At 72.9% G+C, this 21,931-nt stretch carries 17 protein-coding genes; 9 read left to right on the top strand and 8 right to left on the bottom strand.

All coding sequences use genetic code 11. The features are described from left to right. Window positions 1-33: 33 nt before the first annotated feature. Both WMF19_RS36800 and WMF19_RS36795 read left to right on the top strand, forming a co-directional pair. Window positions 34-2,202: a serine/threonine-protein kinase gene (locus WMF19_RS36800; RefSeq protein ID WP_437894637.1), complete on the top strand. Its 2,169-nt coding sequence runs from the start codon at window positions 34-36 to the stop codon at window positions 2,200-2,202. Window positions 2,203-2,377: 175 nt separating this feature from the next. After that, on the top strand, window positions 2,378-2,710 hold the full coding sequence (locus WMF19_RS36795) for a hypothetical protein (RefSeq protein ID WP_437894636.1): 333 nt from the start codon (window positions 2,378-2,380) through the stop codon (window positions 2,708-2,710). Window positions 2,711-3,114: 404 nt separating this feature from the next. On the opposite strand, the gene WMF19_RS36790 is transcribed toward WMF19_RS36795, so the two are convergent. Both WMF19_RS36790 and WMF19_RS36785 read right to left on the bottom strand, forming a co-directional pair. After that, window positions 3,115-4,494, bottom strand: coding sequence for a GH1 family beta-glucosidase (locus tag WMF19_RS36790; RefSeq protein ID WP_437894635.1), 1,380 nt, complete (start codon window positions 4,492-4,494; stop codon window positions 3,115-3,117). Window positions 4,495-4,541: 47 nt separating this feature from the next. After that, on the bottom strand, window positions 4,542-4,745 hold the full coding sequence (locus WMF19_RS36785; RefSeq protein ID WP_437894634.1) for a CopZ family metallochaperone: 204 nt from the start codon (window positions 4,743-4,745) through the stop codon (window positions 4,542-4,544). A gap of 224 nt (window positions 4,746-4,969) precedes the next feature. Between WMF19_RS36785 and WMF19_RS36780 the strand changes: the two genes are divergently transcribed. Together WMF19_RS36780 and WMF19_RS36775 are read left to right on the top strand one after the other, a co-directional pair. Continuing rightward, complete coding sequence (locus WMF19_RS36780) at window positions 4,970-5,749, top strand: helix-turn-helix domain-containing protein (RefSeq protein WP_437894633.1); 780 nt, start codon at window positions 4,970-4,972, stop codon at window positions 5,747-5,749. Window positions 5,750-5,764: 15 nt separating this feature from the next. Further along, window positions 5,765-6,202 carry a membrane spanning transport protein gene (locus WMF19_RS36775; RefSeq protein WP_437894632.1) on the top strand — a complete coding sequence of 146 codons (438 nt, stop codon included), beginning with the start codon at window positions 5,765-5,767 and terminating at the stop codon, window positions 6,200-6,202. Between the two features lie 11 nt (window positions 6,203-6,213). Here the strand turns inward: WMF19_RS36775 and WMF19_RS36770 are convergent, their stop codons facing one another. Continuing rightward, on the bottom strand, window positions 6,214-7,440 hold the full coding sequence (locus tag WMF19_RS36770) for an ROK family protein (RefSeq protein ID WP_437325505.1): 1,227 nt from the start codon (window positions 7,438-7,440) through the stop codon (window positions 6,214-6,216). An 849-nt stretch (window positions 7,441-8,289) separates the two neighbouring features. On the opposite strand from WMF19_RS36770, the gene WMF19_RS36765 reads away from it, so the two are divergent. Then, complete coding sequence (locus WMF19_RS36765) at window positions 8,290-8,979, top strand: Kazal-type serine protease inhibitor domain-containing protein (RefSeq protein ID WP_437894631.1); 690 nt, start codon at window positions 8,290-8,292, stop codon at window positions 8,977-8,979. A 59-nt stretch (window positions 8,980-9,038) separates the two neighbouring features. On the opposite strand, the gene WMF19_RS36760 is transcribed toward WMF19_RS36765, so the two are convergent. Then, on the bottom strand, window positions 9,039-9,800 hold the full coding sequence (locus WMF19_RS36760) for a hypothetical protein (RefSeq protein WP_437894630.1): 762 nt from the start codon (window positions 9,798-9,800) through the stop codon (window positions 9,039-9,041). A 363-nt stretch (window positions 9,801-10,163) separates the two neighbouring features. On the opposite strand from WMF19_RS36760, the gene WMF19_RS36755 reads away from it, so the two are divergent. Then, window positions 10,164-10,505 carry a hypothetical protein gene (locus tag WMF19_RS36755; RefSeq protein ID WP_437894629.1) on the top strand — a complete coding sequence of 114 codons (342 nt, stop codon included), beginning with the start codon at window positions 10,164-10,166 and terminating at the stop codon, window positions 10,503-10,505. Continuing rightward, window positions 10,502-11,077, top strand: coding sequence for a hypothetical protein (locus WMF19_RS36750; RefSeq protein WP_437894628.1), 576 nt, complete (start codon window positions 10,502-10,504; stop codon window positions 11,075-11,077). The genes WMF19_RS36755 and WMF19_RS36750 overlap by 4 nt, the downstream gene beginning before the upstream one ends. 185 nt (window positions 11,078-11,262) lie before the next feature. Here the strand turns inward: WMF19_RS36750 and WMF19_RS36745 are convergent, their stop codons facing one another. From WMF19_RS36745 to WMF19_RS36730, 4 genes are all read right to left on the bottom strand, one after another. Next, window positions 11,263-12,180 carry a metallophosphoesterase gene (locus WMF19_RS36745; RefSeq protein WP_272102356.1) on the bottom strand — a complete coding sequence of 306 codons (918 nt, stop codon included), beginning with the start codon at window positions 12,178-12,180 and terminating at the stop codon, window positions 11,263-11,265. Window positions 12,181-12,490: 310 nt separating this feature from the next. Then, window positions 12,491-13,594 carry an alpha-hydroxy acid oxidase gene (locus tag WMF19_RS36740; RefSeq protein ID WP_437894627.1) on the bottom strand — a complete coding sequence of 368 codons (1,104 nt, stop codon included), beginning with the start codon at window positions 13,592-13,594 and terminating at the stop codon, window positions 12,491-12,493. 211 nt (window positions 13,595-13,805) lie between these two features. Further along, window positions 13,806-14,837 carry an expansin EXLX1 family cellulose-binding protein gene (locus WMF19_RS36735; protein WP_437894626.1) on the bottom strand — a complete coding sequence of 344 codons (1,032 nt, stop codon included), beginning with the start codon at window positions 14,835-14,837 and terminating at the stop codon, window positions 13,806-13,808. A 57-nt stretch (window positions 14,838-14,894) separates the two neighbouring features. After that, complete coding sequence (locus WMF19_RS36730) at window positions 14,895-16,238, bottom strand: hypothetical protein (RefSeq protein WP_437894625.1); 1,344 nt, start codon at window positions 16,236-16,238, stop codon at window positions 14,895-14,897. A 419-nt stretch (window positions 16,239-16,657) separates the two neighbouring features. On the opposite strand from WMF19_RS36730, the gene WMF19_RS36725 reads away from it, so the two are divergent. Together WMF19_RS36725 and WMF19_RS36720 are read left to right on the top strand one after the other, a co-directional pair. Continuing rightward, on the top strand, window positions 16,658-17,431 hold the full coding sequence (locus WMF19_RS36725) for a hypothetical protein (protein ID WP_437894624.1): 774 nt from the start codon (window positions 16,658-16,660) through the stop codon (window positions 17,429-17,431). 2 nt (window positions 17,432-17,433) lie between these two features. Further along, entirely contained in the window at window positions 17,434-21,867 is a 4,434-nt protein-coding gene (locus tag WMF19_RS36720) for a protein kinase domain-containing protein (protein WP_437894623.1), read from the top strand. Window positions 21,868-21,931: the final 64 nt, after the last annotated feature.

Below are 21,931 nucleotides of genomic sequence, written 5' to 3'. Positions count from 1 at the left end.
AAATCGGGGTAGGCCGGACAGTTCACGCCTCACGTGAGCGCTTCCCCGCCCCCTGCCCCCGGCGATCCGCCGCCCGCCGCGAGCAACGCGCTCGCGGAGAGCGCGGCGGCCCAGCTGGTCGGGACGGTCATCTCGGACCGGTACCGGATCGTGGAGCTCGTGGCGACGGGCGGGATGGGCGCGGTCTACAAGGCCGAGCACCTGCTCCTGCGCAAGTGGCTGGCCGTGAAGCTCCTCCTGCCCGAGGCGAAGGGCTCCCCGGAGCTCACGGCGCGCTTCGAGCGCGAGGCGATCGCAGGCGCGCACATCCAGCACCCGAACATCGCCTCGGCGACCGACTTCGGCACCCTCCCCGACGGCTCCCGGTTCCTCGTGCTGGAGCACGTCCGCGGCACGACGCTCGATCGCATCATCAAGAAGGGCCCCGTGCCCGCCCCGCGCGCCGCGGAGATCGCGCGGCAGATCGCGGCGGCGCTCGCCGCGGCCCACGAGCGCGGCGTCATCCACCGCGATCTGAAGCCGCGCAACGTCATGGTCGAGGACGGCACCGACGCGGTGAAGCTCATCGATTTCGGCCTGGCGAAGGTGCCGATCGAGCGCCTCTCCACGACGGACGCGCACAGCAGCGAGGCGCGGCCCGACGCCGGCCGGATCACGCTGAGCGGCATGGTCTTCGGCACGCTCGCGTACATGGCGCCCGAGGCGGCGCAGGGCATGGATCACGTCGACGAGCGCTCCGATCTCTACGCGCTCGGGCTCATCCTCTACGAGATGCTCGCCGGAAAGCACCCGTTCGACGCGATCCTCCCCGTCGAGATCTTCCGCGAGCAGCTCCACACGGCGCCGCCGCCGCTCCGGCTGCGCGCCCCGGGCACGGCGGCGCCGCGCGAGCTCGAGGCGCTCGTGATGCGCATCCTGCGCAAGGACCCGGCGGAGCGCCCCGCGAACGCCCGCGCGCTGCTCGCGGCGCTCGACGCGGCCGTGCCGAGGTCCGAGGCGCTCGGCCTCCTCCCCTGGAAGGAGCCGCTCTCGAGCGGGGCGTGGCGGCTCAGCGACCCGCTGCGCGCGATCCCGCACGCCGCGCCGCCCGAGCTGCCGGCAGGGCAGGACCGCGCGGGCGCGGCCGGCGGCGCCGCGGCCAGGGGAGCCGCGGCCGGCGGCGCGGCGACCGGCAGCGCCGAGACGGATGCGTTCGGCCTGCAGCTCGGGGCCGCCGGAGCCGACGGCGGGGCGCCCGGGAAGGCAGCGCGCGGGGCGGCAGGAGGCCGGCCGCGAGCGCGGAGGCGCGCGTGGGGCTGGCTCCTCGGGGTGGCCGCCGTGGCCGCGATGGGCGCGGCGGGCGTGCTGCTCCTCGGCCGGCTGCCCGCGGGCGCAGGCTGGCTGCGCGCGGGCGCCCCGGCGGCGGCCGGCCCGGAGCTCCAGGCGGCGCCCGCAGCGGCGCAGGCGGCCCCCGCCGGGGCGCCGGCCGCCCAGGCGCAGGACGCCCTCGCCCCCCCTCCGCAAGCCCCCTCCGCGGCGCCCGTCGCGAGCGCCTCGGCCCCCGGGTCGGCCGACGCCGCGGCGGCGCCGGACGCGGGCGCGGCGGCACCGGAAGCGGATGCCGCGGCGCCGGACACGGGCGTGGCGTCGGCCGGCACGGGGCCGATCGAGGGCGCAGGCCTCCCGGCCGAGCGCGAGCGCCTCGTGGCGGCGGTCCGGGCGAAGCGGTGGGGCGACGCGGAGAGCGCGCTGCTCACGCTGCTCGAGAAGGATCGCGCCGCCTTCGAGCAACGCGACGTGATGACGGCCGCGGCCGCCGTCGCCGTGAAGAGCTCGTACCGGACCGACGGCCGCGCGGACGCGATCTTCGACGCGCTGGAGGGCCGCCTGGGCCCGGAGGGCCTCGACATCGCCTACGAGATCGCGAGCGGCTACGGGGGCACTCAGGGCGGAAAGCGCGCGGCGGCGCTGCTCCGCCGCCCCGAGGTGCTGAAGCGCGCGAGCGTCCCGCTGCGCATCGCCGTGGCGCTGCGCGAGGCCCCCTGCCGGCGCAAGGAGGCGCTCTTCGAGCGTGCGGCGCTCGAGGGGGACGCGCGCGCGCTCGTGTTCCTGGAGATGCTCCGCTCGTCGCAGTGCCAGCCGCGCATCGGGCAGTGCTGCTTCCACCACCACGCGGGGCTCGAGAACGCGGTGCGCGCCCTGCGGGACCGGCTGCGCTACTGAGCCGACCGCGCGCGAGCCGACCGCGCCCGCGCGGCGCGGGCTCCCGGCGCGAGGCGGCCCCAGGGCCGCCGAGATGGGCTAGGCTCGCGCCCCCGGGTTCCACGGCGCCCAGGAGGCCAGAGCACGGCGACCGGGCGACGGGCGACCTGCGGACGACAAGAACGAAGGAACAGGAATGAGCGACAAGACGAATGAGGAGATCTACAGGGCGTATCTGCTGGGTTACGCGTGCACCGGCGACGCCTCGAAGGTCGCGGTGCTCCAGGACGCGCGCCCGCTGACGTCGGTGATCGCCGCCGCGCTCGCCCTCGCCGAGCGCGACCGCCAGGCGAGCGAGCCGCCTGATACATGGGATTCCCTGTCCGGGCGCCTGCAGGCCATGTTCGATGAGTTCGACCCGCACGGGTACGACCTGGCGGGCGGAGGCGACGAGTCGCTCGAAGACGAGGACGAGGACGAAGAAGAAGACGACGAGGACGAAGACGGCGACGAGCCGATCGCCTCCTGAGGCGCGCCTTCGAGGCACGGACGCGCAGCGTGCGCCGGTGACACGGCCACTCGCCCGGCGATGCCGGGCGAGTGGAGGTTCCTCACACCGCCTTCGCTCTGCGGGCGGCGGAGCTCACGACCTTCCCCTCGGCCTTAATCAAGCTCGCGCCGCGTTCTCCTACATCCGAACGTTTACGTAGTCGTAGTCGTAGTCGTGGTCGTGGTCGTGGTCGTGGTCGTTCACGGCCTGCCGTTGACGACCACGACCACGACCACGACCACGACCACGTAAACGTTCACGTTCACGTTCACGTTCACGTTGGTGACTGGTGGAGGGGGGGCAGCATTCGTGCCCTGAACGTGACCGAACGAGCCTCGTTAACGCCACAGATCATCGAGGCGCTGCGCGCGACGCGGCCCCGCTCACCCCCCGAGGGTCGCGCCGTTCGAGGCGATGACCTCACGATACCAGTGCGCCGAGTCCTTGAGGACCCGCCTGCCCGTCGGGTAGTCGACGAAGACGAGGCCGAAGCGGTGTTTGTAGCCGTGAGCCCACTCGAAGTTGTCCATGATCGACCAGTGGAAGTAGCCGTTCACGACCGCGCCCTCGGCGATCGCCCGGCGGAGCTCGATCAGGTGGCGCGCCATGAAATCGATGCGCTGGGGGTCGTGCACCTTCCCGTCGAGCGAGATCCAGTCCCGGGTGGACAGGCCGTTCTCGGTGATCACGATGGGCCGCTTGTACCGCTCGTAGAAGAACCGGGGCCCCCAGTAGAGGCACTCGGGGGTGACCGACCACTCGAACGCGGTGATCGGGTGCCCCACCGGGTGGGGCACCACCTCGGCTGCGCCGTTCGCCCCGGCGCGCACCGGGACTCCCCAGTAGACGTTCACGCCGCAGAAATCGACCGGCTGCGCGATGATCTCCATGTCACCGCTCCGGACCTCGGGGAGCTCCTTCGCGAACAGGCGGAGCCCGTCCTCGGGATACCTGCCGAAGAACACGGGATCCATCCACCACGTGTTGGTCCAGGTGGTCCGAGCGTTCACCGACCACGTGGCCGCGCGCGCCGCCTCCAGATCCTCCGGCGACGAGGTCGCGGGGTATTTGACCTGCGCGACGGGCGCATAATAGACGTTGCATTTCCCGGGGCTCGACGCGCGGATGGCCTGCACCGACTTGCCGTGCGCGAGCAAGACGTGGTGGCAGAGCCGGAGCACCTCGGCGAAGCGCAGCCGGTCGCCGGGCGCGTGGCGACCCTCGTAGTGGCCGGCGCCGGCGAACACCTGCGGCTCGTTGAGCGTCATCCAGTCCTTCACCCGGTCGCCGAGCTTCCTGACCACGACGCTCGTGTACTCGGCGAACCAGTCGGCGCTGTCGCGGTTCAGCCACCCGCCCTTGTGGTAGAGCGCGAGAGGAAAGTCCCAGTGGAACAGCGTGGCGTGGGGCTCGACGCCCGCCTCGAGCAGCGCGTCCACGAGGCGATCGTAGAACGCGAGCCCGCGCTCGTTGACGGCGCCCGTGCCCTCCGGGAGGACGCGAGGCCACGAGATGCTGAGTCGATAGGCGCGGAGGCCGATGTCGCGCATGAGGGCGACGTCCTCCGGGTACCGGTGGTAGTGGTCGCACGCAACGTCGCCGGTCTGGCCGTTCCACACGGCGTCCGGCTTCTTGCAGAACATGTCCCACACGGACGGCCCCTTGCCGTCCTCGTACGCGGCGCCCTCGATCTGGTACGACGCCGCGGCGGCGCCCCACAGGAACCCTTCCGGAAAGCCCTCTTCGCTCTGCTGTCGCGTCATGGTGGCCGCCACCATACCAAAGGCGGCCGAGCTCCGGCACCGCGGCGTCAGCCGGCCTCGCGCGCCTCGTAGCCGGCCTCGCGCACGGCCGCGAGGAGGGCCTCCTCCGTCGCGCTCCCCTCGACGACCGCCTCTCCGCGCTCGAGGCTCACCTCGCTCACCCGCGTCACGCCAGGGACCTTCGCGAGCGCCTTCGAGACCGCCTGGACGCAGTGGCCGCACGTCATCCCTTCGATAGCGATTCTGTGCATCTCCCCCCTATGCCCGCTCGAGGTGGCAGCGTCAACGACGGCACGCCCGGCGCGCCAGCGAGGATCGCCGGCGCGCCGTCGACCCAAGAGTCCTCCGGAACCGCCCAGGAAGTGGCCTCTCCAGCGCGCTCCGGCGCTCCGCGGCTGCGTGGTTGCGCCAGTTGCGCCAGTTGCGCCAGTTGCGCCGGTTGCGCCGCCCGCGTCCGGGTGATGTTCTCTCGAGCGTGACGGCTCTCGAGCACACGGCGCTTGTCGGCCACGGCGGCGTGCACATCGTCGAGGGCGCCGGGGGGACGCGCCGCCATGCGCTCCACCTGGTCAAGCTGGTGGTGCCGGTCGAGGGTCCTCTCGAGATCGAGGCCGAGATCGGGCGGCCGTTCGAGGTGCGCGCGCCCGTGCTCACCGGCGCCGGGGTCGCCCATTCCATCGGATCTCCCGGCGCGACGGTGACGGTCTTCCTGGCGCCCGACGGGCTCGGCGCCGGCGCCCAGGCGGCCGCCCGCGGGCGGGTGCTCGCCCTCGAGGGCGCGCAGGCCGAGCGGGCGCGCGCGGCGGCGCGCGACGTGCTCCGCAGCGGGCTCGATCACGCGGCGACGCACGAGCTCATGAGGACGTGCGCCGCCGCGTTCGCGCCGGGCGGCCCGCCGGCCGATCGCCGCGTGCTCCGCGCCATGCGCCGCCTGGCGGAGCAGGCGCCGGGCCGCCCCGCGCTGGGCCCGCTCGCCGCCGCGGAGGGCCTCTCTCGCTCGCGGCTCTCCCACCTGTTTCACGGCGCCTTCGGCCACCCGCTGCGCGACTACGTGACCTTCCTGCGGGTGATGACGGCCATCCGGGCGCTCATGGAGGGCACCCCGCTGGCGCAGGCGGCGCTCGCCGGCGGCTTCCACGACCAGGCCCACCTGGCGCGCGCGGTCGTCGCGACGCTGGGCCGCACGCCGGGCTCGGTCGCCCGCAGCCACTTCGTACAAGCCGCAGCCACGGCCGGGGCCATGGTGATCCCCTGAACCCAAGGAGGATCCATGCCCCCCCGCGCTGTCGGCGCAGCCCGCGTCGCCCTCGGCCTCATCGTCCTGCTCGGCGGCATCAACGGATTCGTGCGCATCGTCCCGGTCCCCGAGCCGCTCCACCCGTTCATCCAGCTGCTCGTCGACAGCGGCTACATCCACGCGGTCAAGGTCGTCGAGATCGCCGCCGCGGTCCTGCTCCTGCTCGACCGCCGCCGCCCGCTCGCGCTCGCGCTGTTATGGCCTGTCGTGGTGAACATCGCCCTGTTCCACCTGCTGCTCGACCCCCGCGCCGGCATCAACGCCGTCATCCTTCTCGGCCTGCTCGGCGCCCTCACCTGGCATGATCGCCACGCGTTCGCGCCGCTGCTCGCCGAGGAGCGCGCCGGGTCGCGCGCCCGCGCGCCGATGGGCGGCGACGCGGCGCGCGGAGAGCGCGCCTCGCCCGCCTAGAGCCCGATCACCTACGGCGCGCTGTCCTGGAGCACGCCGTCGGGCACGAGGCGGAGCGAGCGAACCGCGCCCTCGCGCGCGAGCAGGAGGGCGCCGAGCACACCCGCCTCGCTGCCCAGCGGAGAGGCGACGACCGGCACGTCCGCGCCGCGGACGGCGTGGCGCGGCAGCTCCTCTCGCACGCCGGCGAGGAGGATGTCGGGCGCGGCGAGCAGCTCGCCGCCCAGCACGACGAGCTGGGGGTTGAGCAGGTTCAGCAGGACCGCGATGCCGCGCGCGAGCTGCGTGCCCGCCTGGTGGAAGATCGCGCGGGCGCTCTCGTCGCCGGCGAGCGCCGCGCTCGCGATGGCGCTGACGGCGTGCGGGCGAGCGAGCGCGGCGAGCTGGGGTGAGCGCGCCGACGCCGCCTCGGCGGCGCGCCGGAGCGCCATGACCGAGGCGAACGTCTCAAGACATCCGCGGCGCCCGCAGCCGCAAGGCGGGCCGTCGTCCGCAATGCGGCAATGGCCGATCTCACCGCTGTACCCCTGCATCCCGAAGAACAGGCGTCCATCGGCGACGAGGCCCGCGCCGACGCCGAGCCCGACGTAAATCCACACGTACGACGCCTGCCCCCGCGCCGCGCCGAGCTCCCCTTCCGCCACCGCCGCTGCCTGAGGCAGGTTGTACACAGGCACCTGCATGCGGAGCGCGCGGCTGAGCTCCGCGCGCACAGGGAACCGCTCCCAGCCCAGGTTGGGCGCAAGCACGCAGACGCCGCTCGGCCGCTCGATGAGCCCAGGCAAGACCGCGCAGGCGCCGCGCAGCCGCTTCCGCGGCACCCCGCTCAGCTGCAGCACCTTTGGCAAGAGCTCGACGATATCGCGGACCGTCCGGTGCGGATCGCGCAGGACGGTGGGCTGCTCGAGGCGCGCCCGCAGCCGCCCGCGGGCGTCGGCCACGGCCACGGCCGTCTGCTCGACGCCGATCTCGATGCCGAGGAAGGCGGCGCTGTCGTCGTTGAACTCGAGGAGCCGCGCCGGGCGCCCGCCGCGCGATTCGCTCCCGACATCGCGGACGCTGCCGCTGTCGAGGAGCTCCTCGATGATGGCCGAGACCGTCGGCTTGGTCAGCCCGCTCAACCGCGCGAGGTTCGTGCGGGAAATCGGGCCGTGCTCTTGCACGAGGTCAAGGACGAGGGAGCGGTTGAGCTCCCGAGGGGTACGGTTGTTCGCCGTCTTGTCGCTGGCACGGACCATTCGAGCAAAAACAGACTTAGCCGTCCTCGCACAGCAAAAGCAAGGGGGGTCGCAACCGAGCTGTCACGAAAGCGCGCGCGGCGAGCGCTCGTGGTCTCCCGCGCTTCCCCGCTCCTCACGCGCGTCACGCGCGCTTGCCGCTCCTCCCCGCCTCTCCGCCACGTCTTCCCGCTTCCTCTCGCTCACCGCGCGCATCGCTGCCTCGACGCCCCCACCCCGCGGCGCGTCAGAGCTGCTTATGTCAGCATCACAATCGCCGCTGCCCGAGACGGCCGCCGCGCAGCGCCCCTCCCGCCTTCCACGTAGCAAACTGCCCCGCTTCGGGGGATGGGCTCCTACAGCCCGCACCTCCGTGTGGCGGAACGCCGCATCGCCCCTTGTGAGGTAGAAACAGGGAGCGCGCGGTCCTCTCGGCGTTCGACCCGCCCGGACCTGGCGATCGCCGCGCTCCCCGCTCCCGCGACGCCGCAAAGTTCCGCGGCGGGCGAGCTCATCTCTTCTCGCAGGGAACACCGATTGCAGACGGCAACGAACAACAAGCGGTGGATGACAGACGGCAGACGCTCATCGGCCATCGACGTCCAATGAACGACAAACGGCAAACGCGGGAAGCGAGCAGACATCGAGTCGATGAGCGCAGACGCCGTGGGGCGTGAAGGAGAGCGAGCGTCGAGGCGCTGGAGTCCTGACATGCCGACGCACTGTCGTCCCAGGTCGAGCGAGGGCTCAAGGGGTTGGAGGACACGGCGACATCGCGCAGCGACGCTTTGCCCAGCTCGCGCGCGATGCGCAATGCCGAGGAGACGCCCGGAGCGCCGGGCGGCATCCTCACGAGGAGTTTTCACGATCATGAAGATGGCAGACGTTCTGGGTGCAGTGTTCGCTGTGACGCTCGCCGCCTGCACGGCGACATCCGATGAGGTCGCGGATGCGGAGGAGACCGGGGCCGACGAGGGCGCGCTCGGGGTGAGCGACGTGGCGGCTGCACCGGCGACTTCCGAGCACGAGAGCCGCTTCAGCCTCGCGCGGCCCGGCGCCATGTGCGGGGGCATCGCCGGCATACGCTGCGCGGTGGGCCTCTATTGCGACTTCGCCCCCGAGGCGAACTGCGGCGCGTACGACCGGAGCGGCACGTGCGCGCTCATGCCCGACGCGTGCCCGCAGGACTACGATCCGGTGTGCGGCTGCGATGGCCGCACGTACAGCAACGGCTGCGTCGCGGCCACGGCCGGCGTCTCGGTGAGGAGCGCGGGGGAGTGCGGCCCCACGATCGTGGGGGTCGGCGAGAGCTGCGGCGGCTTCACCCTCGGCGGGCCGCGCGTGTGCGGCGAGGGGCTCTACTGCAAGTACGCGCCTTCCGCGATCTGCGGGCGCGCGGACGCGTCCGGCAGATGCGCGGAGAAGCCCGATGTCTGCACGAAGGAGCTCGCGCCCGTGTGCGGCTGTGACGGCCAGACGTACGCCAACGCGTGCACGGCGGCCGCGAGCGGCACCTCCGTCGACGCGCGGGGCGCGTGCGAGGACGCGCCGATCGAGTGAGCGAGATCGCCGCCCCGCTCCGCGGCTGCTCGAGCGCGAGGAGCGCGGGCGGCGCGCGGTCACGGCTTCTTCTCGACGGATTGCACGTCGAGCTGGATGAACTGACCGTTGAACGGCTGGGGCGCCGGGGGGACGCCGTCCACGACCAGGTGCTTGAAGTTGGTGATGCTGATGTCATTCGGGTCCTCGCCCTTGAAGGACACCTTGGCTCCGCCCCGGATCGGAATGGTCTTCGTGTGGTCGATCTTGAACGTGTCGTGCCCCACGTTGGGGCTGTCGTTGAGCCAGTAGACCTCGGCCGGGTCGGAGACGGAGATGCTGTAGCGGTTGTACTCCCCGTGGTCGGGTGCACCGCCCACGCGGAAGTGCATGCCGTCCGACGTGCCGCCCTTGTAGGTCTCCGGCTCGACGACGCCGCGGAGCCGGACGGTCACCAGATAGACCGTGTCGGGCGAGCCGCCGAACGTCTTTGTCGCGTCGACCTGCGCCGAACACGCACACTCGTCGCTGTTGCCCGGGTCCCGGTCGCACGGCATCTCCCAGCGGAAGCCGTCGATGCTGTCGGCCGCGGCGAGCAGGTTCTCTTCTTCGCCGCCGCCGCTGCCGCCGACCCCGCCGCTGCCGCCGCTGCCGCCGCTTCCGCCGACCCCGCCGCTGCTGACGGAGCTCGCGCTGCTGGAGGCGCTCGCGCTGCTGGAGGCGCTCGTGCTGGCGGCCGTCGAGGCTCCCCCGCCCGAACTCGCAGCGCCCGTCGTGCTGGCGCTGGCCTGGTCGTCCGCGGGCGGGTCGGAATCGGAGCCGCAGGCGAGAAGGACCATCATCGCAGGAACCACGATCAAAGAGATTCTCATTTTACACCAGTCCGGCGAGGGCGCCGGCAGTTGAGGCTGGGGACGCGAAACGTCGTTGCCTTGGTATCACGGCTCGTTCGCGTGGCCATGTCAGGGTCGTGAGCGGTCCGGTGCACTACCGGACGAAGCCAAAGGAGGACGTGCGGCCGACAATGTGAACGTTCACATGACGGGCGTCAACGCGAATCGACCGACCCGCGGGGTTCCTCGAGCGTGCGGGGGAGCGAGGACCGAGGACATGCGGACATGGGCGTGCGCTCGCGGTAGGCTGCCATGGCGCCCGGGGCGCCGCGCTTCGCCGCGCCGCCTTCGCGCTTTGCAGCGAGGTTGAACGTGAGATCCTGGATCTCTGCCCGTCGAATCCTGTGCATCCTCCTGCTCGCGCCGCTCGTCCTCGGGATGGGCATCAGCGAGCAGGAGTTCCTGTGCGAGAACGCGGCTGCGCATCTCGAGGAGTGCTGTCCGTCGTTCTCCGCGACTCCCGCGCTCTGCCGGCAGAACGGCGGCTGCAACGGGGACGAGGAGCTGTGGCTCACGGCCGACGAGAGCCGGTGCATCCAGGACAGGGAGTGCGGCGACCTCGTCGCGAGCAACGTCTGCGAGCAGGCCGCCACGCGCATGAAGCTCGCCGAGGGCGGGAGCACGGGCGTCGCGCGCCCGGTGGTGTGCCGGTGAGGCGGCGTATCCGCTCGTCGAGGCGACGATGGGGCGTTGCCGCCGCGCTCTCCGGGCTCCTCGCCCCCGCCCTCGCCAGCGCGCAGGCGGCGCAGCCTCCTCCGGGGGCGCCCGCTTCCGAGGGCCCGGAGGGGTGGAGGCGCGGCTTCGGCGCCAAGTTCTACGCCGGGGGCTCGTGGCAAAGCTTCTATTCCCTCGCCATCTATGGAGCGAGCTTCGGCGCCGCCGCCGGGGGCACGCTCGAGCACGTCGCGCTCTGGGGAGGGTGCGAGGGCTTCGTCGGCGTCACCGAGTTCGGCCTCCCCGCGCGCATGATCCGCCCGAGCTTCGCGGTGGAGACCCACCTCGGCGATTTCCGGCTCGGCGGAGGCGCTGGCATGCTCGTGCTCGCGGTGACCCGCGCGACGTCAACGTCGTCGATGACCTCCGCGGCGTTCGGGTTCAGCGGGCACCTGAGCTACGACCTCGTCACCCTCGATCAGCACGCGATCTACCTCGAGGCTCGGATGAACGTCGATCTCGCCTCGGCGATCCTCTGGGGGCCCTCGGGAGCCCTGGGCTTTCGCTACTAGCGCTGCTGCGGGAAGTCGGACGAGGGAGCGAACCGCCATGACGCCAAGGGCGCCAAGAAACCAGGGAGATGGGAGGGGACAATACCGAGACGGCACTTCCTCTCTCCCCTTGGCGGCCTTGGCGCCATGGCGGTTTTTCTGCCGATCCGGGGCAACTTCCCGAAGTCGTGTTCAGCGCCGCGGCGCTACGGCTCTCCGCCGCCGGCGCTGCCCTCGCCGTGCCGGTGCACCCGCGCCCGCCGCTCCCGGTTCCTCGCCACCTTCGCCGCGCGGCTCGCCATGAGCTCCGGCGACGGCTTGCGCCCCAGGTGCGGCGCCTGCTCCGCGTGGTGCTCGTCGAACGACCCCGGCTCGCTGCCGAGCTCGAAGATCGCGACCTCCCGCTGGCCCCGCTCGCCGAGGCGCAACGGCATCACCGCCGCGCCGATCCCCGCCCCGACGTAGACCGCCCCCTGGCCGGGCTCCCCCCGCTTGCGCGTGCCGTAGAGCCCGTGAATGTACCGGTGCCCCGCGATCTTGCCGATCGAGAGCTCGTTCAGGCGGGCGACCGTCACCTGGCCCGCGTGCGTGTGGCCCGACAGCACCAGCGGGATGCCATGGCGCCAGAGCCCGTCCGCCTCCTCGGCGATGTGCGAGAGGCCCAGCGTCGGCAGGTCGCGCCGCACCCCCTTCACCGCCTTCTCGAGCGACGCATGGCCGGTATACGCGTCGTCGAGCCCCACCACCTGGAGCCGCTCATGGCCCAGCGTGATCACCGTGCTCGCGTTGCAGAGCACCGCGGCGCCGCCCCGCTCGAGCGCGCGCTTCACCGCGTCGGCGCCCGACCAGTGATCGTGATTCCCCAGCACGGCGATCACCGGCGCCTCGAAGCCGCGCACCACCTCTTCCAGCTGATCGAGGTAGAGCTGGCTGTGACACACGAAATCGCCCGTGAGCACGACGAGATCGGGCCGCTGCAGGTTCGTCAGCGCGACGGCCGCGCGCTGCACCCGCACCGACGTCACGCGACCGACATGCTGATCCGTCAGGTGGGCAATCCGGAGCGACGACACCTGATCGAGGTAGGCCGCCGGCCCCGCGAAGCGCCGGAGCCGAATCCCCATGGTCGGGTCCGCCCCCTCGGGCGCTGGCGCCCCCCCGGAGGCGCCAGCGCCTCGCGTGAAGAGCCTCCGCCACCGCTCCCTCGCAGGTACTGCGCTGCTCACGATGGCCGAGTGTAAGGGTGAGGCCGAGTGGCCGCCACCTTTTCTTTCGTCGAAGACGCCTTGACACCTCGGTTCAGCGGAGCGCAGCAATCCGTCTACATGGGTTACATGGGCGACGTGAACGCCGTGATCGTCGCCATCCGCCGGGACGCACGCGGGGACAGCGCCGATCTTGGAAAACTCCGCGCTCGTGCGACTCAGGCATCCATCATCGCGCCTGAGCTCGTCGGATCAGGTCGCGATCGATGGATGCCAGGGTAGGACAGCCGGCGAGCGCCATGGCGATCGAGAGCTCATCGCGCAACCCCGCGAGCACGCGCGCGACGCCCTCGCCGCCGAGCGCGGCGAGTCCCCACAGGACTGGGCGTCCGACCAGCACCGCGCGGGCGCCGAGCGCGATGGCCTTCAGCACGTCGGTACCCCACCGGACACCGCCGTCCATCAGCACCAGGCACCTCCCGGCGACCGCCTCGGCGATCGCCGGGAGGACCTCGATCGTCGCGGGGGCGCCGTCGAGCTGCCGCGCGCCGTGGTTGGACACGACGACGCCGGCCGCGCCCGCGTCGAGCGCGCGGACCGCGTCGTCGGGCCTGACGATGCCCTTGAGCAGGAGGGGGAGCCTCGTGAGCGAGGCGAGCCACCCGACGTCGCGCCACGTCAGCGAGGCGTCGTGTCGCGAGGCCACGTAGGACGCGAGCAGCGAGCCCCGCTCCTCGGCCGGCGCGGCCGACGCGGCGTCGACGAGGTTCGCCATCACGAGCCCCTCGGGCAGCGCGAAGCCGTTGCGCACGTCCGCTATCCGGCGGCCGAGGACCGGTGTGTCGACGGTCAGGATCAGCGCCCGGTAGCCGGCGGACTCGGCACGCTCGACGAGGGCGCGCGTGAGGCCGCGATCCTTGTGGACGTAGAGCTGGAACCACTTCGGCCCTGAAGACGCGTCCGCGACCGCCTCGAGGCTCGTCGTCGAGAGGGTGGAGAGCGTGAAGATGGTGCCGAGCTCGGAGGCCGCCCGCGACGAGGCGATCTCGCCGTCGGGGTGCGCGAGGCGCTGGTAGGCCGTCGGCGCCACCAGGATGGGGAACGGCACCCTCGTGCCGAGCACCGTCGTGCTCATGTCCCGCTCGGCCACGTCGACGAGGACGCGGTGATGGATCTCGAGGCGGCGGAAGGCGCGCCGGTTCTCGCGGAGCGTGCGGCCCTCGTCGGCGCCCGATCGGTAGTAGTCATAGGCCATCTTCGACAGCCGGGCGCGCGCTGCGCGCTCGAAGTCGTCGACGGTGAGCAGCGACGGGGCGGGGCGAGGGTCTTGCACGGTGTTCTCCTGGAGATCCCGGCGGCGCGTCCGCCCGCAGGGGGCGGTCATCCTACCAGCTGGCCCCGCGACGAGCCGGCCGGCGAGCGCGCTTCCCCGCACCCGGGCGCGGTCGCGGCGCCCGGGTGCGCTCGGCCGCGCCGCGCGAGGGGCGCGGCCACCACCGGGCCTCCGGGCGGCCGCGCTCGAGCAGGGGGCGCAGGCCTCGGGCTCAGTTGCAGGCGGGGAGCTGCGCGCTCGCGGGCTGGTTTCCGGCCTTGAGCTCCAGCATCGCTTCCACGGTGGAACCGTTGATGTCGGTGACGCGGACGTGGTACGGCGCATTCCCCATGTTCCCATCGCCGACGACGAAATAGTTGTACGGCTCCCGCGTGGCCGTCTTCCACGTGCCGTTGATCTCCACCTCCAGCTTCTCGATCGGGTGCGCGTGCCCCTCGACGAGGATCTGGTTCCAGTTCTTGTTTGTCGGCTCCTTGAGCCGGAAGGAGACTGCACCCGTCGTCGGGCACGGGATGTACCGCCACGAGATCTTCCCCGCCGCGCCGCCGTGGGTGGTCCCCAGATACCCCTCGCGCTCTTCGCCGATCTTGAGAAAGGCGTTCTTGCTGAGATCGATGTGGCCCGCAGTGCACTTCGGGTTCGTGGCGATCGGGCACTGGTCCACGACCATGGCCTGCACCTTGCGCCCGTCGTCCCGGGAGACCTCGACGCACGCGCCGCACATCGCCGCCGCGTTGTAGTCGGCGGTGTTCATGGCGGCGAAGAACTTGCCTCCTTCGAACGGGACGTGCCCGACGACGTCCGGGTTGCGCCCTACGATCGGATAGCTGCAGTTCACCTCGGTCGAGCCCATGTCGAGCGTGTAGAAGGTGACGGAGCCGTTCTCGTACGCCGCGGGATAATCGCAGCTCACCGCCTGCTCGCCGCCGGTCGCCGCCGTCGTGGTGGTCGCGCCGGTGGCCGTCTCGCCGGGCTCGCCGCTGCTCGTCGACGTGGCGCTGCTCGTCGTGGAGCCGCCGGAGCCAGCGCCCGCGCCCGTCGTGACGCCGCCGCCCCCTGCCCCTGCGCCGGTTCCGCCGCCGGAGCCGACCGCGCCCGCGCCGCCCGGCCCGCCGGCGGCGGACGAGGCGCTCTCCGCGGCGCCGGCGTCACCGCCGCCGCCGTCGCTGCAGCCGGCGACGCCAAGCGCGATCAGCGACACGAGCGGCCATGAAATGCCCTTGGGCAGATAACCTAGCTTCATCTCGACTCCTTAAGATTTACGATAGGGATGGATTCGCGAATCCACGCGGTTGGCTTATCACGGCCCCGCGGCGCGCTGCTCGATGAAGGTGCCGGCCGGCGTCGTGTACGCGATCCACAGCGAGCCGCCGCGATCCGCCTCGATCGCCACGTGCTTGAACGACTTGCCCTCCACCGCCACGCAGCGCGCATGAAACCGCCCTTCGGCGTCGAGCTGCCCGAGCTCGAGCGCGTGGCGCGCCCCGGGCTCGCGCGAGACGGGTCGGACCCGGGCCACATGGATCGGCGAGACGCCCTGCGTGGCCGCGATCGGCGCGGGGCTGAGCCCGTTCGGGTAGAGCGACCAGACCGCCGGCATGTCGTCGCGCGGCGCCTCGTCGATGCGGATCGCCGCCATGCCGAACGCCGAGATGTCCTTGGCCGCCGGCAGCAGCACGTACGCAGGCCCGGCGGCGCCGATGGCGAGCGCGCCGCCCATCCGCGATTCCCCCGCGTCGCCGACGAAGACGACCGCGTCGGGGCCGAGCTCGAGCTTGCCTTCCGCCGTGAGCCCCAGCGTGCGGGCGTGCACAGGCGTCAGCGCCGAGCGCGCGTCGATGTACATCGCCAGCGCGCCTCCCTTCCAGGGCGACAGCGCGACGAAGGTGGCGCCGCTGCCCTCCTCCGAGAGCGGCACGGCGGCCCTGTCGTCGAGCACAGCGAAGGCCTGCGTCACGGCGCCCTCGCTCGTCTTCCGATCCGAGAGAAAGGCGAGCAGCGTGTGCCCTCCGGGCAGGGCGACGGCGGAGATCCCCGTGCCGCGGCGCCCGGCGCCGATGGGCGGTCCCTCGCCGCCGCCGAGCGGGGTCCTCCGGATCGTGCCGCCGTGATCCATGCAGTACACGAACCGAGAGGCCACAGCGCACGCCGGCCACGAGGCGCGCTCTGGATCGCCGCTGCCATCCCCGGCGTCGGGCGCGGCCTCCGCGGGCGGCGAGCCCGGCGCGGTGAGACCGCCGAACGACGGCGCGACGTGCTGCGCCACGCCGTCGCGGTTGAAGATCACCCGGAAGTCCGCGCGCTCCGCCTCGTCAGGAGACCACAGCAGCGCCGGCCCCCGGAGCGTGAGCGCGAGCGGCCCTCGGCGCAGCTTGCAGCCCTCTGCTGCGTTCGCATCCACCCCCGCGTCCGGCGCCGCCGATGCGCTCGCCACCGAGGCCGCGCTGGCCGCCGCGGCCGCGCCGGCCACCACCGCCACGCTCGCCGCCGCGGTCGGGAGCGAGGCGGGCGCGACGGGGAAAGATGCCGCCGCGGGAGCGCCCGGGTCCGGTGCCGGGCCGGCGTCGGGCACACCAGAACCGCCACGGCAGGCAGCGAGCGCCGCCAGCGCGACCACGCAGGTGCGGAGGGGCGAGCAGCTCACAAGCGCGGCTGGACTCCGAGGAGGATCAGGATGTTCCCCATTCGCATGCCGAAGGTATCCGGCGGACGTGCCGCAACGTCAACCCGGGGTCACCCGCTCCCAACCATGCCCTTCTCTCCGACCCCGATGGGACCGCGGCGACGGGGCAGTCGGGCGTCGCCTGTTGGTCGCCTCGGTATTGCCTACCGCGATTTCGACGTCGCCGGCTGCCACCACAAACTCGCTCGGTGACATGCGGCCACACCGAAGGAGAGCAGTCGCTCGACGAGCCGCGGCAACGAGCGGTATCTTTCGCTCCCGCCCGCCCGCCGCGATGCTGCCGATCGTGGCCTGTACAATTGGCGTTGGATCGCCGTCGTGAGCAGCCTACCTTGCCCGTGCACGTCCGGCCCCATCCGCCCGCGCCCCGGAGTATCCCCATGGCCACGCCCACCCCTTCCCAAGTCGAGAGCTTCTACCGCGCCGGCGCCCTCGGTCTCCGCGCGCTGGAGGCCCGCGAAGGGCGCGGCCGCCGCCTCGGACCCGCAGCGGATGCCACCTGGCGCGCCTTCCGCGGCGATCCCGGAGAGCTGGACGACCGCGATCGCCTCGACCTTCTCCTCCGCGACGCCGCCGCCACTTACCCGCTGGCCTTCGCGCCGCGCCGGATCTTCGCGCTCGCCGGGCTCGCCGACGATGAGCCGTTCGGCCACGAATGGCCCGGTCTTCCCGTCAGCCTCGCCAAATCGCTCCTCCGCGACGCCGCCGGCGACCTCTCGCCGCGGCCCGCCCGCGGGGTCCTCGCCGAGGTCGCCTCCGCGTGGGGCTTCGCGCCCAGCGCGACGCTCGCGGGTGACGGCGGCGTCGAGCTCGCAGGCCTCGGACCGGCCTCGCGCGTCGCCGCCTCCGGCGCCGGCTCCGTCCTGATCCTCGCCGAGCACTTCGCCAGCCGACGGGATCTCGATCTCGGCGACCAGGTGCTGTTCGTCACCGATCGGCCCGGCGAGCGGCAGCTCTTCGGGCTCGCCGTCGCCCTGCTCGGCAGCGCCACCGCGCCGCGCGTCGCGCTCCCGGCTGCCGCACACCCGGACGGAGCGCGTGCCCTCGGGTTCGATCGCCTCACCGCCGCGATCGTCTCCGACGACGCCGACGCTGGCGCGCGCGACGCCGCGCTCCAGCTGCGGCACGGCGGCGACGCGGGGCGCCGGAGCTAGCCGTGGCGCTCTCGCGTGGGAGGGTCCTCGCCCAGGGCACGACGCCGCATCGCCACGAGCAGGAGGCGCTCGAGTTCGTCAAATCGGTCCTGCCAGACACCGACCCGTACCGCATCTGGGCGCTCGTCGACCTCGTCGACTCGAGCGGACGGCGGTACGAGCTCGACCTCGTCGTGCTCGGCTACCACGCCCTCTACCTGGTCGAGATCAAGAGTCATCCGGGCACCGTCTCCGGGGATGTCGTCGACTGGCGCTTTCGTTCTCCCGAAGGGCACGTCTCCATCAAGGAAAACCCCCTCCGGCTGACAGCGCTCAAGGCCCGCGTCCTCGGGAGCCTCCTTGAAAAGCAGATGGGGAGAAAGCGGCCGTACGTCGAGCCGCTCGTCTTCCTCTCCGACCCGAACATCCAGGTCACGCTCGAGGGCAACGCGAAGGCCCGCGTCGTCACCCGGCGCGGCTTCCTCGCCGCCATGCAGCACGGCGACTACCCGGGCTCCGAGGCGCGCCCGCTCGGCTCCCCGATCGATCGGCCGATGGGGCAAGCGATCGATGTAGCGCTCAAGGCGCTCGGGCTTCGCGAGAGCAAGGGCGCGATGAAGGTCGGCGATCTCGCGCTCGGCGAGCTCATCGAGGAGGGGCCGGGCTACCAGGATCGCGAAGCCCAGCACGAGCGCATGGCGACGTTGAAGCGTCGCGTCCGCAGCTACCTCGTCCCCCAGAGCCCCGGTCAGGAGCGGCGGGACCAGCTCCGGCGCGCCGCCGACCGCGAGGCCGAGGTGCTCTCGGTCCTGAGCGATCATCCCGCGATCCTGCGCTTCACCGACTACATCGCCGAAGGCCCAATGGGCGGGCCCTGCATCGTCTTCGAGGACTTCGCGGGCGGGCTCCCCCTCGACGCCTACCTCCGCCGGCACCCGGATCTGTCGTTCGATCACCGGATCCACATCGTCCAGCAGCTCGCCGATGCGCTCGACTACTGCCACCGGAAGAAGGTCCTGCACCGCGGGCTGCACCCCGGCGCCGTGCTCGTCCGCGAGCGGCAGGACAACAAGCCTCCCGAGGTTCGCCTCTACAACTTCCAGCTTGCCAGTCGGGAGGACGGCAGCTCTGGCACCGTCCACCTCTCGGCGCTCGCGCCCGATCGCGCCGTCGTCTACCGCGCGCCCGAGGTCATCGAGGAGCCCTCCGCGGCCAAGCCGGAGAGCGACATCTTCTCGCTCGGCGCCATCGCGTACCAGATCTTCACGAGGACCGCGCCCGGGGCGACCCTCCTCGAGCGGGAGATGCTCTTGCAGGCGGGCGGAGGCCACCTGTCGATCGCGGCGGTGCGCGACGACCTCGCCGGCGGGGCCACGCCGCTCGGCGAGACCGAGCGCAAGTCCCTCGACGAAGTCGTCGGGTTCGCCACCGAGGCGAACCCCGTCCAGCGCGCTGACAACGCGCTTGATTGGCTCGATCTGCTGCTCCAGGCGGTCACCGCGCCCGCGACCGGGCCGGTCCCGGGTCTCGACCCGCTCGAGGCGCGCCCGGGCGATCTCCTCGGCGGGAAGCTCTCGGTGGCGCGCCTCCTCGGCACGGGGGCCACCGCGCGCGTGCTCGCCGTCGAGCGCGAGGGGTCGCTGCTCGCCCTCAAGGTGCCGCTCGCCCCCGAGTTCGAGGATCGCCTGCGCGCCGAGGCCGAGGTGCTGGGCGCGCTCCGGAGCGAGCGCATCGTCCGGCTCGAGGGCACGCCGACGCTGGGGGGCCGCTTCTGCCTGCTCACCTCCTACGGCGGCGAGACGCTCGCCGATCTCCTCACGCGCGAAGGCCCGCCGAGCCTCGATTACGCGCGCCGCTGGGGCGAGGACCTGCTCCGGGCCCTCGAGTTCCTCGAAGACGAGGGCGTACAGCACCGCGACATCAAGCCCGCGAACGTCGGCGTCCTCCCGAGCCAGTCGAAGAAGCAACGGCACCTCTACCTGTTCGACTTCTCCCTCTCGATGCTCGACAGCGCCCAGACCCTCGTCGGCACCCCCGCCTACCGCGATCCGTTCGTCCCGCTGCGCGGCCGCTGGGACGAGGCCGCCGATCGCTTCTCCGCCGCGGTCACGCTCTACGAGCTGCTCACCGGCACCCGGCCCCGCTGGGGTCGAGGCGACGTGCCCGCCACCGCCGGCCAGGAGGAGATGTCGCTCGACGCCGAGCGCTTCGATACGGCCGTGCGCGGGCGCCTCGTGCCGTTCTTCCGCCGCGCGTTCGCCCGGGAGGCGGGCCAGCGTCACGAGACCGCCGAGCAGATGCGGACCGAGTGGATCGCCTGCTTCGCCGCCGCGCCCAGCGAGGCCGGCGCCGACGAGGCGGACGGCGCGCCTCCCGTCGCGGCCGATCTCTCGATCTTTACCGAGGCCACGCCCGTCGAGGCCCTCCCGCTCGGCGCGCGCGAGAAGAACGCCCTCGACCGCTCCGGCATCGTCACCGTGCGCGAGCTCCTCGCGCTCCCGCAGAACCAGCTCTCCGCGATCCGCGGCGTCGGCCGGGAGACGGCGCGCGCCATCCAGGACTTCGTCGAGCGCTGGCGCGCGGCGCGCGCGACCGAAGGCGGCGCCTCATCGCCCCTCGAAGGCGGCGCGCCGGGTCGACCGCGATCGACCCCCCCGCTCCCCGCGCCGTTCTACCCGGGCTTTCAGGGCGAGGACGCCGCCGTCGCCTATCTCCCCGGGGTGCCGCGCGAGCTCACCACGGCCCTCGCCGACGCCGGCCTCGCCCGCGCCTCCCACGTGGCCGCGGCCTCGCCGGGACGCATCCTCCACGTCCTCGGCGATCGGCCTGACGCCGCCGAGGCGGTGCGCGCTGCCCTCGCCAAGCTCGCCGAGGGCGCCGCCGACGACGCGCCCGCGACCCTCGCCGCGTGGCTCGATCTGCTGCTGCCCGGCAAGGCGGCGGGCGCCGGCAGGACGCGCGTCGCTGCGGGCCGGGGCGCGGCGTCCGCCGTCCCGTTCAAGCACGTCCGCGAGCTGTTCGGCCTCGATCCCGTGGAGGGCGAGCGGATCACCGAGGCCTCGCTCCTCGCGAAGAAGCACCGCATCTCGCCCCAGGCCGTCTACCTCCAGCTCTCCAAGGCCCGGGAGCACTGGCGCGGCTTCCCCCGGCTCCAGGTGCTCCACGACCTCGTGCACGGCGCGCTCGCGAGCCTCGGCGGCGTCGCCTCGGTGGCCAGCGTCGGCGCCGCCCTCGCCTCCGCCGTCCCCGCGGGGCCCGCCGCGGAGGACGCCTCGCCCGACGCGGCCGCGCGCCTCGCTGAGGCCCTGGTCCGCGTCGTCGTCGAGACCAGCGAGCACCTCGTCGTCGGGCCCGTTCGCGGCCTGTGGATCGCCCCTTCGTACGAGCACCTCCGCGTCGCGCGCGCGCTCGGCGACGAGGCCGACGCCCTCGCGGCGCGCGAGCCGCTCCCGGCTTCGGAGGAGGCGCGCACGGCGCTGGCGGCGCGCGTGAAGGACACCGAGCTCGCGGCGCTGCCCCCCGAGCGGCTCGTCTCCCTCGCCGCCGAGGCCAGCCGCACCGCCGCGAAGAGCGCCAGGCTCGAGCTCTATCCGCGCGCGATGTCGCCCGCGCGTGCCCTCAAGCTCTCCGCCGGGGCGATGGCGCACCTCGAGCTCCAGCCCGACGAGATCGTCAAGGCCGTCGTCGCGCGCTACCCCGAGGCCGAGCGCCCGCCGCCCCGCCCGGCGCTCGATGCGCTGGTCCGGCCGCTCGGTCTCGAGTGGAGCGACGAGAAAAACGCGTACATCCGCCCCGGCGCGCTCCCGACGAGCACGGTGCAGACCCAGCTCCCGCCCGCCCCGCTGCCGACCCACCATGGGTCCCGCCGGCCCACGCGCGACCCGCTCGTCCAGGAAGCGCGCGAGTTCGACGAGCGCTTGCGCCTCGCCGCGAGCCGCAAGCTCTTCCGCGTCATCGAGGTCAACTGCGCCTTCGCCGACGAGGCCGCGAGCCGGCTCTCGCGGGACCTCGGGATCGAGCCTGTCTCGCTCGATCGCGCCATCTTGCGCGCCGCCGACGCGGTGGCCCGGGAGTGGGAGATCCCCGACCGCGGCGTCCTCGACGACGCCGATCGCGCGGGCCCGACCGGCCCGGACTGGGCCAACCTCCGCGACCTGATGCGCGAGAGCGCCGAGCGCGTCGTGCGCGACCTCGTGGCGAGGAACGCGTCGGTGCTCCTGACCCAGCCGGGGCTCCTTGCCCGCTATCGCCTCGACGGCGTCCTGGCCACGCTGATCGAGGCGACGCAGAAGGACGACGGGCCCGCCGTCTTCCTCCTGGTCCCGGCCTACGACGACCTCGGCCCGGCGCCGATCGACGCCGTTCCGGCGCCGATGCCGATCCCGCAGAGCTCGCCGGCGCAGCGGCTGCGCGTGCCCGAGTCGTGGATCGAGAACCGACACCGGGCGATGCCCTGAGCCGCGCGAACACCGCGCCGCCGGCCCGGCGCGCGCCCGCGGATCGGAAATCGGCGCCGCGCGT

It is taken from the genome of Sorangium sp. So ce124, assembly GCF_051525235.1.
Classification (GTDB): Bacteria; Myxococcota_A; Polyangia; order Polyangiales; family Polyangiaceae; genus Sorangium; species Sorangium atrum.
Note: the sequence above shows the minus strand (reverse complement) of the source record. Positions and strands in the feature narration are given on the sequence as shown.

What these genes read in the sequence shown, in the direction of transcription:
- WMF19_RS36795 (WP_437894636.1), top strand. Translation starts at nt 2,378, where the DNA reads ATGAGCGACAAGACGAATGAGGAGATCTACAGGGCGTATCTGCTGGGT.
- WMF19_RS36790 (WP_437894635.1), bottom strand. Translation starts at nt 4,494, where the DNA reads ATGACGCGACAGCAGAGCGAAGAGGGCTTTCCGGAAGGGTTCCTGTGG.
- WMF19_RS36785 (WP_437894634.1), bottom strand. Translation starts at nt 4,745, where the DNA reads ATGCACAGAATCGCTATCGAAGGGATGACGTGCGGCCACTGCGTCCAG.
- WMF19_RS36775 (WP_437894632.1), top strand. Translation starts at nt 5,765, where the DNA reads ATGCCCCCCCGCGCTGTCGGCGCAGCCCGCGTCGCCCTCGGCCTCATC.
- WMF19_RS36770 (WP_437325505.1), bottom strand. Translation starts at nt 7,440, where the DNA reads ATGGTCCGTGCCAGCGACAAGACGGCGAACAACCGTACCCCTCGGGAG.
- WMF19_RS36765 (WP_437894631.1), top strand. Translation starts at nt 8,290, where the DNA reads ATGAAGATGGCAGACGTTCTGGGTGCAGTGTTCGCTGTGACGCTCGCC.
- WMF19_RS36760 (WP_437894630.1), bottom strand. Translation starts at nt 9,800, where the DNA reads ATGATGGTCCTTCTCGCCTGCGGCTCCGATTCCGACCCGCCCGCGGAC.
- WMF19_RS36745 (WP_272102356.1), bottom strand. Translation starts at nt 12,180, where the DNA reads ATGGGGATTCGGCTCCGGCGCTTCGCGGGGCCGGCGGCCTACCTCGAT.
- WMF19_RS36735 (WP_437894626.1), bottom strand. Translation starts at nt 14,837, where the DNA reads ATGAAGCTAGGTTATCTGCCCAAGGGCATTTCATGGCCGCTCGTGTCG.
- WMF19_RS36725 (WP_437894624.1), top strand. Translation starts at nt 16,658, where the DNA reads ATGGCCACGCCCACCCCTTCCCAAGTCGAGAGCTTCTACCGCGCCGGC.